Consider the following 15,475-nt stretch of genomic DNA (forward strand, 5'->3'; position numbering starts at 1 on the left):
AAATGTACAAAAATGCCGTCTGAAAAATGTTCAGACGGCATTTATTTTTCGGGATCAACCCCGTTTTAATACGGAAGTATTGATGTAGCGTTGGACACCCGAGGCAATGGATTGGGCGCACTGCCGACGGAAGGATTCGCTGCCCAGCAGCTTCTCTTCGGCAGGATTGGACAGGAAGGCGGTTTCGACCAGGATAGACGGCATATCGGGTGCGCGCAAAACGGCGAAATTGGCTTCGTCCACCCTGCCTTTGTGCAAGTGGTTGAGCCTGCCCAATTCTTCAAGCACCAGGTTGCCGAGTTTGCGGCTGTCGCGCAGTGTGGCGGTTTGGGTCATATCGAGCAGGGCGGTATCGACATTGCGGTTGCCGCTGGTCGGTACGCCGCCGACCGCGTCGGCATTGTTTTGGGTTTGTTCCAAGAATTTGGCGGCGGAGCTGGTCGCGCCTTTGGTGTTCAACATATAAACCCCTGTGCCGCGCGCGGAGGGGCTGGTGAAGGCATCGGCGTGGATGGAGACGAATACGTCCGCCCGCCGTGCACGCCCTTTGGCGACACGCACGCCCAAAGGGATGAACACGTCTTCGTTGCGCGTCATAAAGACGTTGTAACCTAATGCTTCCAACTGATTTTTGGTTTCCCTTGCAATGGATAGGACGACATGTTTTTCCTGTAGGCCGCCCGGGCTGATGGCACCGGGGTCTTCACCGCCGTGTCCCGGATCAAGCATGATGATTGGTTTGCGCCCGTTTTTGCCGCGTTCGGTTTGTGCGGGAGTGTTTTGAGCGAGGTCGGCTTCAGGGGAGCCGCGACGGGTTTTGTTCAGGCTGCCGTTAAGCAGCGCCATCATCGGATCGTCGGGATCCATTCCGTGCGGATAGAGGTCGATAACGAGGCGGTTTTTAAAACCGCTGACAGGGGGGAGGGAAAAGACTTGTGCGCGTGAGGATTGTTTCAGGTCGATGACGAGGCGGACGGTGGTCGGCGTGTTCTGACCCGCGCGTATGCTGCGGATAAAGGGGTCGTCTGCCATGACTTTCTGAGACAGTCCGTGCAATACGGTATTGATGTTCGCGTTTTGTATATCGACGACCAACCTGCCCGGGTTGTCGAGCGTGAAGTGTTGGTATTTGAGCGCGGTTGTGCTTTCCAGCGTCAGGCGGGTGTAGGTGTGCGACGGCCATATCCGTGCGGCAGTGAATTGTGGTGCGCGTACCGTTTTGGCAACGGCGGATGCGATGGGGCTTAGGGCGAACAGTGTGCCGGCGGTGCGGCGGATGATTTGTCTTCGTGTCAGTTTGGTCATAGCGGCAGGCTTTCACGTCCTCGTTCGGTATGGGCGGTCAGCAGGCATTTTCTGCCGTCGCCGTCGTGTGTCAATGTTGCGGTGATGTCGGCAGGCGGCGTAAATTCCCCGCCCTGTTGCGGCCATTCGATCAGGCAGACGCTGTTTGCGGCAAACAGTTCGTCAAGCCCCGCGTCTTCCCATTCTTCGGGCGTGGTGAAGCGGTAGAGGTCGAAATGATGCAGGGTAAAGGATTTCAGCGGATAAGATTCGATGATGGCGTAAGTCGGGCTTTTGACCGGTCCCCGATGACCGAGTCCGCGCAGGATTCCGCGTGTCAGCGTGGTTTTCCCCGCGCCCAAGTCTCCCTCGAGATAAATGACCAGGGGTGCATTTAAACGGGAAGACCATGCTTCACCCAAATCGAGTGTGGCGGCTTCATCGGAAAGGAATCGGGAGATGGAGGGTAAATCAGACATGGAAACGGTTTGTTGTAAGGTTGGGGGTATTATGGGCAGTTTTACAGGTTTTGCAAACTTTGCACCCGAGGGGCGGATGCTTCCTGTCCGAGCATTATAACAGTCAAATACGCGTTCTGCTTTCAGACGGCATGGCTGTCAAGAAAAAGCGGCGCGTGTACAATACGCGGATTGTATGTTTAGGACAGATTGGAAGAAGGATGGAAAATATCGGCAGGCAGCGACCCATCGGTGTTTTTGATTCAGGAATCGGCGGTTTGACCAATGTGCGCGCGCTGATGGAGCGGCTGCCGATGGAAAACATCATTTATTTCGGCGATACGGCACGTGTGCCTTATGGAACGAAGTCGAAGGCGACCATTGAGCATTTCTCCATGCAGATTGTCGATTTTCTACTGGAACACGATGTTAAGGCAATGGTTATCGCGTGTAATACGATTGCGGCGGTGGCGGGGCAGAAAATCCGTCAAAAGACGGGCAATATGCCTGTGTTGGACGTGATTTCCGCCGGCGCGAAAGCCGCGCTGTCAACGACGCGCAACAACAAAATCGGCATTATCGCCACCAATACGACAGTCAACAGCAACGCCTATGCGCGCGCCATCCACAGGGACAACCCCGACACGCTCGTCCGCACGCAGGCCGCGCCGCTGCTCGTCCCTTTGGTGGAGGAAGGTTGGTTGGAACACGAAGTTACCCGCCTGACCGTATGCGAATACCTCAAACCATTGCTTGCAGACGGCATCGATACGCTGGTGTTGGGCTGCACGCACTTTCCCTTGCTCAAGCCCTTAATCGGCAGGGAGGCGCACAATGTCGCGTTGGTCGATTCCGCGATTACGACTGCCGAAGAAACCGCACGTGTCCTTGCTCAGGAAGGATTGCTCAATACCGACAACAACAATCCCGACTACCGTTTTTACGTCAGCGATATTCCTTTGAAATTCAGAACCATCGGCGAACGTTTCTTGGGCAGGACGATGGAGCAGATTGAAATGGTGTCTTTGGGTTAAAACGATAACGGAAAGCTGCCCGAGATTACAGAAACCTAAAATCCCGTCATTCCCACGAAAGTGGGAATCTAGACCTGTCGGTGCGGAAACTTATCGGATAAAACGGTTTCTTTAGATTTTACGTTCTAGATTCCCGCTTTCGCGGGAATGACGGGATGCAGGTTTCTGTGCAGATGTATTCGGATTCCCTCCTGCGCGGGAATGATGGGATTTTTAAATGTCCGAATGCCGCAAATGCCGTCTGAAAGGCTTCAGACGGCATTTTTTACACAACTCCCACCGTTTCCCATCCTTCTCGATACACTGTAATCTCGAACCCCGTCATTCCCGTGAAAACAGAAAATCAAAAACAGAAACCTCAAATCCCGTCATTCCCGCGCAGGCGGGAATCCAGACATTCAATGCTAAGGCAATTTATCGGGAATGACTGAAACTCAAAAAACTGGATTCCCGCCTGCGCGGGAATGATGAAGTGGAAGTTACCCGAAACTTAAAACAAGCGAAACCGAACGAACCGGATTCCCACTTTCGTGGGAATGACGAATTTCAGGTTGCTGTTTTTGGTTTTCTGTTTTTGTGAAAATAACAGGATTTTAGCTTGTGGGTATTTACCGGAAAAAACAGAAACCGCTCCGCCGTCATTCCCGCGCAGGTGGGAATCTAGGTCTGTCGGTGCGGAAACTTATCGGGTAAAACGGTTTCTTGAGATTTTGCGTCTTGGATTCCCACTTTCGTGGGAATGACGCGATTAGAGTTTCAAAATTTATTCTAAATAGCTGAAACTCAACGCACTGGATTCCCGCCTGCGCGGGAATGACGGGATATACGTGGGAATGACGGGATATAGGTTTCCGTGCGGACGCGTTCGGATTCACGACTGCGCGGGAATGACGGGATTTTGGTGTATTCCCTAAAAAAAATAAAAAAGCATTTGCAAATTTGTTAAAAATAAATAAAATAATAATCTTTATCATTCTTTAATTGAATTGGGTTTATATGAACAATCCATTGGTAAATCAGGCTGCTATGGTGCTGCCGGTGTTTTTGTTGAGTGCTTGTCTGGGCGGAGGCGGCGGCAGTTTCGATCTTGATTCTGTCGATACCGAAGCCCCGCGTCCCGCGCCAAAATATCAAGATGTTTCTTCCGAAAAACCGCAAGCCCAAAAAGACCAAGGCGGATACGGTTTTGCGATGCGCTTCAAGCGGAGGAATTGGTATCAGAGGGCGAATCCTAAAGAAGATGAGATAAAACTCTCTGAAAATGATTGGGAACAAACAGATAATGGTGATATCAAAAACCCTTCCAAACAAAAAATATTATTAATGCCTTACCTGGAAATAATGGAGGAGCATCATTGCAAGATTCCAGTCAAGAAAATCAGGGTATATCTAAGGTTACGGACTATCACAATTTCCAATACGTATGGTCGGGTTTTTTTTATAAACAGATTAAAAATACAATTGAAAAAAACGGCTCATCTATAACCGCAGCCAGAAACGGTCCTGACGGTTATATTTTTTATAAAGGCAAAGATCCCTCGAGACAACTCCCTGTATTGGGACAGGTTACGTATAAAGGGACTTGGGATTTCTTAACTGATGTGAAAATAAATCAGAAATTTATAGATTTAGGGAATACTTCTACGAAACCCGGCGACCGATATAGTGCTTTTTCCGGGGAGTTGGATTATATCGTCAATAAAGATAGCGATAAGAAAGACGGGCACGTAGGTTTGGGATTAACAACGGAAATAACGGTTGATTTTGAGAAAAAAACCCTCAACGGAAAATTAATTAAAAACAACAGTGTAAGCAATAATGATGCTAACGCTAAATACACCACGCAATATTACAGCCTTGATGCGACGCTTAAGGGAAACCGCTTTAGCGGAAAAGCGGAAGCAACCGACAAACCCAAAAACGGCGAAACCAAACAACATCCCTTTGTTTCCGACTCGTCTTCTTTGAGCGGCGGCTTTTTCGGCCCGAAGGGTGAGGAATTGGGTTTCCGCTTTTTGAGCGACGATAAAAAAGTTGCGGTTGTCGGCAGCGCGAAAACCAAAGACAACACTGCAAATGGCAATACTGCGGCGGCTCCAGGCGGTGCAGGTGCGGCAGCATCGGACGGTGCGGCAGGCACGTCGTCTGAAAACGGTAAGCTGACCACGGTTTTGGATGCGGTTGAGCTGAAATCTGGCGGTAAGGAAGTCAAAAATCTCGACAACTTTAGCAACGCCGCCCAACTGGTTGTCGACGGCATTATGATTCCGCTCCTGCCCAAGGATTCCGAAAGCGGGAACAATCAGGCAGATAAAGGTAAAAACGGCGGAACAGCCTTTATCTATAAAACGACCTACACGCCGAAAAACGATGACAAAGATACCAAAGCCCAAACAGGTGCGGCAGGCTCTAGCGGCGCACAAACCGATTTGGGTAAGGCGGACGTTAACGGCGGGCAGGCAGGAACAAAAACCTATGAAGTCGAAGTCTGCTGTTCCAACCTCAATTATCTGAAATACGGGTTGCTGACGCGCAAAACTGCCGGCAATACGGGGGAAGGCGGCAACGGCAGCCCAACCGCCGCCCAAACGGGCGCGCAGAGTATGTTCCTTCAAGGCGAGCGCACCGATGAAAAAGAGATTCCAAACGAGCAAAACGTCGTTTATCGGGGGTCTTGGTACGGACATATTGCCAACGGCACAAGCTGGAGCGGCAATGCTTCAGATAAAGAGGGCGGCAACAGGGCGGACTTTACCGTGAATTTTGGCGAGAAAAAAATTAACGGAACGTTAACCGCTGAAAACAGGCAGGCGGCAACCTTTACCATTGAGGGAACGATTCAGGGCAACGGTTTTTCCGGTACGGCGAAAACTGCTGACTCAGGTTTTGATCTCGATCAAAGCAATACCACCCGCACGCCTAAGGCATATATCACAAACGCCAAGGTGCAGGGCGGTTTTTACGGGCCCAAAGCCGAAGAGTTGGGCGGATGGTTTGCCTATCCGGGCGATAAACAAACGGAAAATGCAACAGTTGCATCCGGCAATGGAAATTCAGCAAGCAGTGCAACTGTCGTATTCGGTGCGAAACGCCAACAGCTTGTGCAATAAGCACGGCTGCCGAACAATCGAGAATAAGGCTTCAGACGGCATCGCTCCTTCCGATGCCGTCTGAAAGCGAAGAGTAGGGAAACACTATGCAACAGCAACATTTGTTCCGATTAAATATTTTATGCCTGTCTTTAATGACTGCGCTGCCCGTTTATGCAGAAAATGTGCAAGCCGGACAAGCACAGGAAAAACAGTTGGATACCATACAGGTAAAAGCCAAAAAACAGAAAACCCGCCGCGATAACGAAGTAACCGGTTTGGGCAAATTGGTCAAAACCGCCGACACCCTCAGCAAGGAACAGGTACTCGATATCCGCGACCTGACGCGTTACGACCCCGGCATCGCCGTCGTCGAACAGGGGCGCGGCGCAAGCTCTGGCTACTCGATACGCGGTATGGACAAAAACCGCGTTTCCTTGACGGTAGACGGCTTGGCGCAAATACAGTCCTACACCGCTCAGGCGGCATTGGGCGGGACGAGGACGGCGGGCAGCAGCGGCGCAATCAATGAAATCGAGTATGAAAACGTCAAAGCTGTTGAAATCAGCAAAGGCTCAAACTCGGTCGAACAAGGCAGCGGCGCATTGGCGGGCTCGGTCGCATTTCAAACCAAAACTGCCGACGATGTTATCGGGGAAGGCAGGCAGTGGGGGATTCAGAGTAAAACCGCCTATTCCGGCAAAAACCGGGGGCTTACCCAATCCATCGCGCTGGCGGGGCGCATCGGCGGTGCGGAGGCTTTGCTGATCCACACGGGTCGGCGCGCGGGGGAAATCCGTGCCCACGAAGCCGCCGGACGCGGCGTTCAGAGCTTTAACAGGCTGGTACCGGTTGAGGATACCAATCAGTACGCAAATTTCATCGTTGAAGAAGAATGCGAAAGCAAAAATTACGAAACGTGTAAAGCGAATCCGAAAAAAGATGTTGTCGGCAAAGACGAACGTCAAACGGTTTCCACCCGAGACTACACGGGTCCCAACCGCTTCCTCGCCGATCCGCTTTCATACGAAAGCCGGTCGTGGCTGTTCCGCCCGGGTTTTCGTTTTGAGAATAAGCGGCACTACATCGGCGGCATACTCGAACGCACGCAACAAACTTTCGACACGCGCGATATGACGGTTCCGGCATTCCTGACCAAGGAGGTTTTTGATGCAAATAAAAATCCTTTACCCGGCTACGGCAAATACGCGGGCGACCACAAATACGGCGGTCTGTTTACCAAAGTTGAAAACGATGCGGAGGTGGGCGCGGAATACGGTACGGGCGTGTTTTACGACGAGACGCACACCAAAAGCCGCTACGGTTTGGAATATGTCTATACCAATGCCGATAAAGACACTTGGGCGGATTATGCCCGCCTCTCTTACGACCGGCAGGACATCGGTTTGGACAACCATTTTCAGCAGACGCACTGTTCTGCCGACGGTTCGGACAAATATTGCCGCCCGAGTGCCGACAAGCCGTCTTCCTACTACAAATCCGACCGCGTGATTTATGGGGAAAGCCATAAGCTCTTGCAGGCGGCATTCAAAAAATCCTTTGATACCGCCAAAATCCGCCACAACCTGAGCGTGAATCTCGGTTTTGACCGCTTTGGCTCTAATCTCCGCCATCAGGATTATTATTCTCAAAGTGCCGACCGCGCCTATTTGCCGAAAACGACCCATCCCGACAATCCAAAAATCAGCCTCAACGGCAGCCAAGACAAACCCTATTGGGTCAGCATAGGCGGGGGAAATGTCAAAAAGAAGGAACTCTGCCTCTCGAGCAGCAATAATTATGCGGACTGCACGCCGCGCAGCATCAACGGCAAAAGCTATTACGCGGCAGTTCGGGACAATGTCCGTTTGGGCAGGTGGGCGGATGTCGGCGCGGGCTTGCGCTACGACTACCGCAGCACGCATTCGGACGACGGCAGCGTTTCCACCGGCACGCACCGCACACTGTCCTGGAACGTCGGCATCGTCCTCAAACCTTTCACTTGGATGGATTTGACTTACCGCACTTCAACCGGCTTCCGCCTGCCTTCGTTTGCCGAAATGTACGGCTGGCGGTCGGGCGATAAAATAAAAGCCGTCAAAATCGATCCGGAAAAATCGTTCAACAAAGAAGCCGGCATCGTGTTTAAAGGCGATTTCGGCAACTTGGAGGCAAGTTGGTTCAACAATGCCTACCGCGATTTGATTGTCCGGGGTTATGAAGCGCAAATTAAAAACGGCAAGGAAGAAGCCAAAGGCGACCCGGCTTACCTCAATGCCCAAAGCGCGCGGATTACCGGCATCAATATTTTGGGCAAAATCGATTGGAACGGCGTATGGGATAAATTGCCCGAAGGTTGGTATTCCACATTTGCCTATAATCGTGTCCGTGTCCGCGATATTAAAAAACGCGCAGACCGCACCGATATTCAATCACATCTGTTTGATGCCATCCAACCCTCGCGCTATGTTGTCGGCTTGGGCTATGACCAACCGGAAGGCAAATGGGGTGTGAACGGTATGCTGACTTATTCCAAAGCCAAGGAAATTACAGAGTTGTTGGGCAGCCGGGCTTTGCTCAACGGCAACAGCCGCGATACAAAAGCCACCGCGCGCCGTACCCGCCCTTGGTATATTGTGGACGTGTCCGGTTATTACACGATTAAAAAACACTTTACCCTCCGTGCGGGCGTGTACAACCTCCTCAACCACCGCTATGTTACTTGGGAAAATGTGCGGCAAACTGCCGGCGGCGCAGTCAACCAACACAAAAATGTCGGCGTTTACAACCGATATGCCGCCCCCGGCCGAAACTACACATTTAGCTTGGAAATGAAGTTCTAAACGTCCAAACGCCGCAAATGCCGTCTGAAAGGCTTCAGACGGCATTTTTTACACAATTCCCACCGTTTCCCATCATCCCCGATACACCGTAATCCTGAAATTTCGTCATTCCCGCGCAGGCGGGAATCTAAGTTTGTCGGTGCGGAAACTTATCGGATAAAACGGTTTCTTTAGATTTTACGTTCTAGATTCCCGCCTGCGCGGGAATGACGGGATGTAGGTTTCTGTGCGGACGTGTTCTAGATTCCCACTTTCGTGGGGATGACGGGATTTCAGTTTGCGGATTGATTTGAAGTTGCAAAATCCCAACGGACCGGATTCCCGCTTTCGCGTTTCAAAGTTACGGCGTTATCGGAAAAACAGAAAATCAAAGCTGCGAGGATTTATTTAAAACAACCGAATTTCAACGAACCGGATTTTCGCCTGCGCGGCGGCGGAAGGTTTTTTGTTTTTCCTGACAAATGTCCGCAGTCTGAAATTCCGGCCGCCGGCATAACGGTATAAATATTTTCTATTTGAATCCAATATAAAATGCCGTCCGAACGATGTTCGGACGGCATTTTTAATGCTTCAAATCAGTTGGTGCCGACTTTGATTTTCTGCCACAGGCTGACTGACAGTTTTTTCGCATCCGCGCTCATTTGCGGCATCACGAAACCGTCTTTCATATCCTGCTCGTTCGGGAAGATGGAACGGGTGTTCACCAGTTCGGCAGGCATTTTTTCGCGCGCCGGTTTGCTGGCGGGGGCGAAGGTTACGGCGATGCCGTTTTTCGCCGCGATTTCGGGGTCGAGCGTGTAGTTGATGTATTTGTGGGCATTGGCGACGTTTTTCGCATCGGCGGGAATCAGCCAAGACTCAATCCAGAAGCCCATACCTTTCGGTGTCAGCACTTCGATGCCGACGTTGTTTTTCACTTCTTCGGAACGTGCTTTCGCCAAGTTCAAATCGCCGCCGTTGCCTGCCGCCAGACAGATGTCGCCGCGCGCCAGCTCGTCGATGATGGACGGGCTGAAACGTTTGACATCCGGACGGATAGACTTCAACACTTCCGCCGCCGCCTTCAAATCTTCAGGATTCGAGCCTTTGGGGTCTTTGCCCAAGTAGTTCAGCAAAATCGGGAACATTTCGCTCGGGGTGTCCCACAGGGCGATGCCGCAGGATTTCAGTTTGTGGGTGTATTCAGGTTTGAACAGCAAATCCCAGCCGTTTTCGGGCAGCTTGCCGCCCAAAAGCTCTTTGCCTTTCGCCGTAATCGCAATCGTGTTCACGCCGGAGAAATAGGGGACGGCATACTGGTTGCCCGGGTCGGCGGTTTCCAGCATTTTCAAGAGTTCGGGATCGATGTTCTTATAGTTGGGAATCAGGTCTTTGTTGACTTTTTGATACGCGCCCGCCTCAATTTGGCGCGGCAGGAAGGCGATGCCCGGCACAACCAAATCGTAACCGGATTTGCCGGTCAGCATTTTGGCTTCCAGCGTTTCATTGTTTTCGTACAAGTCGTAAGTCAGCTTCAGATTGTTGGCTTTTTTAAAGTCTTCGACCGTACTCTCGTCAACATAGTTCGACCAGTTGTAGATGTTCAGAGTATCGGTGGCAGCGGCTTCGGCATTGGCAGCAGACGCAGCGTCTGCTTGAGGTTGCACGGCGTTTTTTTCGCTGCCGCCGCAGGCTGCCAAAGACAGCGCGGCCAAAACGGCTAATACGGATTTTTTCATACGGGCAGATTCCTGATGAAAGAGGTTGGAAAAAAAGAAAACCCCGCGCCCCATAAACACCCCGGCGCAAGGTTTGGGCATTGTAAAGTAAATTTGTGCAAACTCAAAGCGATATTGGACTGATTTTCCTAAAAAATTACCCTGTTTCCAAAAGAGGGGGAAAACGGTTGCCCGATTTTGCCGTTTTTTTGCGCTGTCAGGGTGTCCGGCGGGCGGATAGAGAGAAAAGGCTTGCATATAATGTAAACCCCCTTTAAAATTGCGCGTTTACAGAATTTATTTTTCTTTCAGGAGATTCCAATATGGCAAACAGCGCACAAGCACGCAAACGTGCCCGCCAGTCCGTCAAACAACGCGCCCACAACGCTAGCCTGCGTACCGCATTCCGCACCGCAGTGAAAAAAGTATTGAAAGCAGTCGAAGCAGGCGATAAAGCTGCCGCACAAGCGGTTTACCAAGAGTCTGTCAAAGTCATCGACCGCATCGCCGACAAGGGTGTGTTCCACAAAAACAAAGCGGCACGCCACAAAAGCCGTCTGTCTGCAAAAGTAAAAGCGCTGGCTTGATTTTTGCAAAACCGCCAAGGCGGTTGATACGCGATAAGCGGAAAACCCTGAAGCCCGACGGTTTCGGGGTTTTCTGTATTGTGGGAGCAAAACCCCGAAATGGCGGAAAGGGTGCGGTTTTTTATCCGAATCCGCTATAAAATGCCGTCTGAAAACCAATATGCCGACAATGGGGGTGGAGATGAATACACGGAATATGCGCTATATTCTTTTGACAGGACTGTTGCCGACGGTATCCGCTTTTGGAGAGACCGCGCTGCAATGCGCCGCTTTGACGGACAATGTTACGCGTTTGGCGTGTTACGACAGGATTTTTGCGGCACAGCTTCCGTCTTCGGCAGGGCAGGAAGGGCGGGAGTCGAAAACCGTACTCAATCTGACGGAAACCGTCCGCAGCAGCCTGGATAAGGGCGAGGCGGTCATTGTTGTTGAAAAAGGCGGGGATGCGCTTCCTACCGACAGTGTGGGCGAAACCGCCGACATCTATACGCCTTTGAGCCTGATGTACGACTTGGACAAAAACGATTTGCGCGGGCTGTTGGGCGTGCGCGAACACAATCCGATGTACCTTATGCCGGTTTGGTACAACAGTTCGCCCAACTATGCCCCGAGTTCGCCGACGCGCGGTACGACTGTACAGGAAAAATTCGGACAGCAGAAACGTGCGGAAACCAAATTGCAGGTTTCGTTTAAAAGCAAAATTGCCGAAGATTTGTTTAAAACCCGCGCGGATCTGTGGTTCGGCTACACCCAAAAATCCGATTGGCAGATTTACAACCAAGGCAGGAAATCCGCGCCGTTCCGCAATACGGATTACAAACCCGAAATTTTCCTGACCCAGCCTGTGAAGGCAGATTTGCCGTTCGGCGGCAGGCTGCGTATGCTCGGTGCGGGTTTTGTCCACCAGTCCAACGGACAGAGCCGTCCCGAATCGCGTTCGTGGAACAGGATTTACGCCGTGGCGGGGATGGAGTGGGGCAAATTGACGGTGGTTCCGCGCGTGTGGGTGCGTGCGTTCGATCAGAGCGGCGATAAAAACGACAATCCCGATATTGCCGACTATATGGGGTATGGCGACGTGAAGTTGCAGTACCGCCTGAACGACAGGCAGAATGTGTATTCCGTATTGCGCTACAACCCCAAAACGGGCTACGGCGCGATTGAAGCCGCCTACACGTTTCCGATTAAGGGCAAGCTCAAAGGCGTGGTACGCGGATTCCACGGTTACGGCGAGAGCCTGATCGACTACAACCACAAGCAGAACGGTATCGGTATCGGGTTGATGTTCAACGACTGGGACGGCATCTGAACCGCGTGTTCAAACGGCATATCAAGTTGCCGTGCCGTCTGAAGCCGCTGGCGGTTTGGCGGGGCGGGATAAAAAATTCGTTTGAATCCGGGCAAACGCGTATAATGTGCGGTTTGTACGGACTTTGTCGGAATCAAGCAAGATGACGGAACCTGCGGCCGAAGGCGGCAAAGCTGCCAAGGCGTTAAAAAAATATCTGATTACGGGCATTTTGGTCTGGCTGCCGATTGCGGTAACGGTTTGGGTGATTTCCTATATCGTTTCCGCGTCCGACCAGCTCGTCAACCTGCTGCCGAAGCAATGGCGGCCGCAATATGTTTTGGGGTTCAATATCCCGGGGCTGGGCGTTATCGTTGCCATTGCCGTATTGTTTGTAACCGGATTGTTTGCCGCCAACGTGTTGGGCCGGCAGATTCTTGCCGCGTGGGACAGCCTGTTGGGGCGGATTCCGGTTGTCAAATCCATCTATTCGAGTGTGAAAAAAGTATCCGAGTCCCTGCTTTCCGACAGCAGCCGTTCGTTTAAAACACCGGTACTCGTGCCGTTTCCCCAATCGGGTATTTGGACAATCGCATTCGTGTCCGGTCAGGTGTCGAATGCGGTTAAGGTCGCATTGCCTCAGGATGGCGATTATCTTTCCGTGTATGTCCCGACCACGCCCAACCCGACCGGCGGTTACTATATTATGGTAAAGAAAAGTGATGTGCGCGAACTCGATATGAGCGTGGACGAAGCGTTGAAATATGTGATTTCGCTGGGTATGGTCATCCCTGACGACCTGCCCGTCAAAACATTGGCAGGACCTATGCCGTCTGAAAAGGCGGATTTGCCCGAACAACAATAAAGCCGCCGTTCAGACGGCATTTTCTGTTTTCAGTTTAAATTAATAAAAGGTGATTTTATGCGTACCAACTATTGCGGCCTGATCAGCGAGCAATACTTAGACCAAACCGTTACCGTCAAAGGCTGGGTACACCGCCGACGTGACCACGGCGGTGTGATTTTTATCGACCTGCGCGACCGCGAAGGCATCGTCCAAGTCGTGATTGATCCCGACACGCCCGAAGCATTTGCCGCTGCCGACTCTTCCCGCAATGAATACGTTTTGAGCATTACCGGCCGCGTACGCAACCGTCCCGAAGGCACGACCAACGACAAAATGATTTCCGGCAAAATCGAAATCCTTGCCAAAGAAATCGAAGTCTTGAACGCCGCCGCTACGCCTCCGTTCCAAATCGACGACGAAAACATCAGCGAAAACGTGCGCCTGACCAACCGCGTTATCGACTTGCGCCGTCCTGCCATGCAACGCAACCTGCGCCTGCGTTACCAAGTCGCTATGGGCGTTCGCCGCTACTTGGACGCGCAAGGCTTCATCGACATCGAAACGCCGATGCTGACCCGCTCCACTCCGGAAGGCGCACGCGACTACCTCGTACCAAGCCGCGTTCATCCGGGCGAATTCTTCGCTCTGCCGCAATCTCCACAATTGTTCAAACAATTGCTGATGGTTGCCGGTTTCGACCGTTACTACCAAATCACCAAGTGCTTCCGCGACGAAGACTTGCGTGCCGACCGCCAGCCCGAATTCACCCAAATCGACTTGGAAACCTCGTTCTTGAACGAGGATGAAATCATGGACATCACCGAAGGCATGGCGAAACAAGTCTTCAAAGATGCTTTAAACGTAGATTTAGGCGACTTCCCGCGTATGCCTTACGCCGAAGCCATGTTCTACTACGGCTCTGACAAACCGGATATGCGCATCAACCTGAAATTCACCGAGTTGACCGACCTGATGAAAACGGAAGAATTCAAAGTCTTCCGTGGCGCGGCAGATATGAAAGGCGGCCGCGTGGTTGCCCTGCGCGTGCCGAACGGTGCGAAATTCAGCCGCAAAGAAATCGATGAATACACTAAATTTGTCGGCATCTACGGTGCGAAAGGTCTGGCATATATCAAAGTAAACGATGTCAGCAACCTCTCCAACGGCGAAGACAGCGGCCTGCAATCTCCAATCGTAAAATTCCTGTCTGAGAATGCCCTGAAAGAAATCATCGCGCGTACCGGCGCACAAAACGGCGACATCATCTTCTTCGGTGCAGACAAAACCAAAGTTGTGAACGAAGCCATCGGCGCATTGCGTATCAAAGTCGGCTTGGAACACGGCAAAGACAACGGCTACTTCACAGACGAATGGAAACCTTTGTGGGTTGTCGATTTCCCAATGTTCGAATACGACGAAGAAGCCGACCGCTACGTAGCCGTACACCATCCGTTTACTGCGCCTAAAGAAGGTCATGAAGACCTGATGGTTTCAGACCCTGCAAACTGCCTGGCACGCGCCTACGATATGGTGTTGAACGGCTGGGAAATCGGTGGCGGCTCTATCCGTATCCACCGTGCAGACGTACAAGAGAAAGTGTTTGCCGCGCTGAAAATCAGCCCTGAAGAGCAACAAGAGAAATTCGGCTTCCTCTTGGACAACCTGAAATTCGGCGCACCTCCGCACGGCGGCCTTGCATTCGGCCTCGACCGTTTGGTTACCCTGATGACCGGCGCCGAATCTATCCGCGACGTGATTGCCTTCCCAAAAACACAACGTGCCCAATGCCTGCTGACCAACGCGCCCAACAGCGTGGACGACAAGCAGTTGCGTGAATTGAGCTTGCGCCTGCGTCAAAAGGCGGCTGAAACCAAAGAAGCATAAGGAAAACAGAGCCGTTTGACGGCTCTGTTTCTTTCAGACGGCATTTACGCTTCTTAACTTTCCTCTAATTCAAACCTAATTTTGCTGTGTTTTAATGGCGGTATTAAAAAACACATCTTGTTCAATCAACCGATAAAGAAAGGACTGAAAATGAAAAAATTGTTATTGGCCGCCGTTGTTTCCCTGAGTGCCGCTGCCGCATTTGCCGGCGACTCTGCCGAGCGTCAGATTTACGGTGATCCCCATTTTGAACAAAACCGCACAAAAGCCGTGAAAATGTTGGAACAGCGCGGTTATCAGGTTCACGATGTCGATGCCGACGACCATTGGGGCAAACCGGTTTTGGAAGTGGAAGCCTATAAAGACGGCCGCGAATACGACATCGTGTTGTCTTACCCCGACCTGAAAATCATCAAAGAGCAGATCGATCGCTGATTCTTTTGATGGAAAGATGAACCAAAATG

Annotated in this window: 10 protein-coding genes and 1 pseudogene; 8 read left to right on the forward strand and 3 right to left on the reverse strand. The window is 51.6% G+C overall.

All coding sequences use genetic code 11. The features are described 5' to 3' along the window. Positions 1 to 54: 54 nt before the first annotated feature. Complete coding sequence (locus tag RDY34_RS02765) at positions 55 to 1,305, reverse strand: N-acetylmuramoyl-L-alanine amidase (RefSeq protein WP_308075234.1); 1,251 nt, start codon at positions 1,303 to 1,305, stop codon at positions 55 to 57. Continuing rightward, a complete protein-coding gene (gene tsaE, locus RDY34_RS02770) occupies positions 1,302 to 1,763 on the reverse strand; it encodes a tRNA (adenosine(37)-N6)-threonylcarbamoyltransferase complex ATPase subunit type 1 TsaE (RefSeq protein ID WP_308075235.1) in 462 nt (153 codons plus the stop codon). Before tsaE ends, RDY34_RS02765 begins: the two co-directional genes overlap by 4 nt. Before the next feature lie 200 nt (positions 1,764 to 1,963). On the opposite strand from tsaE, the gene murI reads away from it, so the two are divergent. From murI to RDY34_RS02785, 3 genes and pseudogenes are all read left to right on the forward strand, one after another. Then, positions 1,964 to 2,776, forward strand: a complete 813-nt coding sequence (murI, locus tag RDY34_RS02775; RefSeq protein WP_308075236.1) for a glutamate racemase — start codon at positions 1,964 to 1,966, stop codon at positions 2,774 to 2,776. 996 nt (positions 2,777 to 3,772) lie between these two features. Then, positions 3,773 to 5,886, forward strand: a pseudogene (locus tag RDY34_RS02780) (transferrin-binding protein-like solute binding protein). Between the two features lie 86 nt (positions 5,887 to 5,972). Continuing rightward, positions 5,973 to 8,708, forward strand: coding sequence for a lactoferrin/transferrin family TonB-dependent receptor (locus RDY34_RS02785; protein WP_308075238.1), 2,736 nt, complete (start codon positions 5,973 to 5,975; stop codon positions 8,706 to 8,708). 575 nt (positions 8,709 to 9,283) lie between these two features. Here RDY34_RS02785 and RDY34_RS02790 read toward each other — a convergent pair. Then, positions 9,284 to 10,426, reverse strand: coding sequence for an extracellular solute-binding protein (locus tag RDY34_RS02790; RefSeq protein ID WP_019272516.1), 1,143 nt, complete (start codon positions 10,424 to 10,426; stop codon positions 9,284 to 9,286). 302 nt (positions 10,427 to 10,728) lie between these two features. Between RDY34_RS02790 and rpsT the strand changes: the two genes are divergently transcribed. The 5 genes from rpsT (at position 10,729) to RDY34_RS02815 (ending at position 15,446) form a co-directional block, all read left to right on the forward strand. Next, complete coding sequence (rpsT, locus tag RDY34_RS02795) at positions 10,729 to 10,992, forward strand: 30S ribosomal protein S20 (protein ID WP_002212556.1); 264 nt, start codon at positions 10,729 to 10,731, stop codon at positions 10,990 to 10,992. A 160-nt stretch (positions 10,993 to 11,152) separates the two neighbouring features. Next, positions 11,153 to 12,301: a phospholipase A gene (locus RDY34_RS02800; protein WP_308074393.1), complete on the forward strand. Its 1,149-nt coding sequence runs from the start codon at positions 11,153 to 11,155 to the stop codon at positions 12,299 to 12,301. 142 nt (positions 12,302 to 12,443) lie between these two features. Beyond that, a complete protein-coding gene (locus RDY34_RS02805; protein WP_118818021.1) occupies positions 12,444 to 13,145 on the forward strand; it encodes a DUF502 domain-containing protein in 702 nt (233 codons plus the stop codon). Positions 13,146 to 13,202: 57 nt separating this feature from the next. Beyond that, positions 13,203 to 15,011, forward strand: a complete 1,809-nt coding sequence (aspS, locus tag RDY34_RS02810) for an aspartate--tRNA ligase (RefSeq protein WP_308074392.1) — start codon at positions 13,203 to 13,205, stop codon at positions 15,009 to 15,011. Positions 15,012 to 15,161: 150 nt separating this feature from the next. Continuing rightward, complete coding sequence (locus RDY34_RS02815; protein WP_308017836.1) at positions 15,162 to 15,446, forward strand: PepSY domain-containing protein; 285 nt, start codon at positions 15,162 to 15,164, stop codon at positions 15,444 to 15,446. The last annotated feature ends 29 nt before the right edge of the window (positions 15,447 to 15,475 follow it).

The organism is Neisseria polysaccharea (assembly GCF_963392925.1).
GTDB lineage: Bacteria > Pseudomonadota > Gammaproteobacteria > Burkholderiales > Neisseriaceae > Neisseria > Neisseria polysaccharea.

What these genes read in the sequence shown, in the direction of transcription:
- RDY34_RS02800 (WP_308074393.1), top strand. Translation starts at nt 11,153, where the DNA reads ATGCCGACAATGGGGGTGGAGATGAATACACGGAATATGCGCTATATT.
- RDY34_RS02785 (WP_308075238.1), top strand. Translation starts at nt 5,973, where the DNA reads ATGCAACAGCAACATTTGTTCCGATTAAATATTTTATGCCTGTCTTTA.
- RDY34_RS02815 (WP_308017836.1), top strand. Translation starts at nt 15,162, where the DNA reads ATGAAAAAATTGTTATTGGCCGCCGTTGTTTCCCTGAGTGCCGCTGCC.
- rpsT (WP_002212556.1), top strand. Translation starts at nt 10,729, where the DNA reads ATGGCAAACAGCGCACAAGCACGCAAACGTGCCCGCCAGTCCGTCAAA.
- RDY34_RS02805 (WP_118818021.1), top strand. Translation starts at nt 12,444, where the DNA reads ATGACGGAACCTGCGGCCGAAGGCGGCAAAGCTGCCAAGGCGTTAAAA.
- RDY34_RS02790 (WP_019272516.1), bottom strand. Translation starts at nt 10,426, where the DNA reads ATGAAAAAATCCGTATTAGCCGTTTTGGCCGCGCTGTCTTTGGCAGCC.
- RDY34_RS02765 (WP_308075234.1), bottom strand. Translation starts at nt 1,305, where the DNA reads ATGACCAAACTGACACGAAGACAAATCATCCGCCGCACCGCCGGCACA.
- aspS (WP_308074392.1), top strand. Translation starts at nt 13,203, where the DNA reads ATGCGTACCAACTATTGCGGCCTGATCAGCGAGCAATACTTAGACCAA.
- tsaE (WP_308075235.1), bottom strand. Translation starts at nt 1,763, where the DNA reads ATGTCTGATTTACCCTCCATCTCCCGATTCCTTTCCGATGAAGCCGCC.
- murI (WP_308075236.1), top strand. Translation starts at nt 1,964, where the DNA reads ATGGAAAATATCGGCAGGCAGCGACCCATCGGTGTTTTTGATTCAGGA.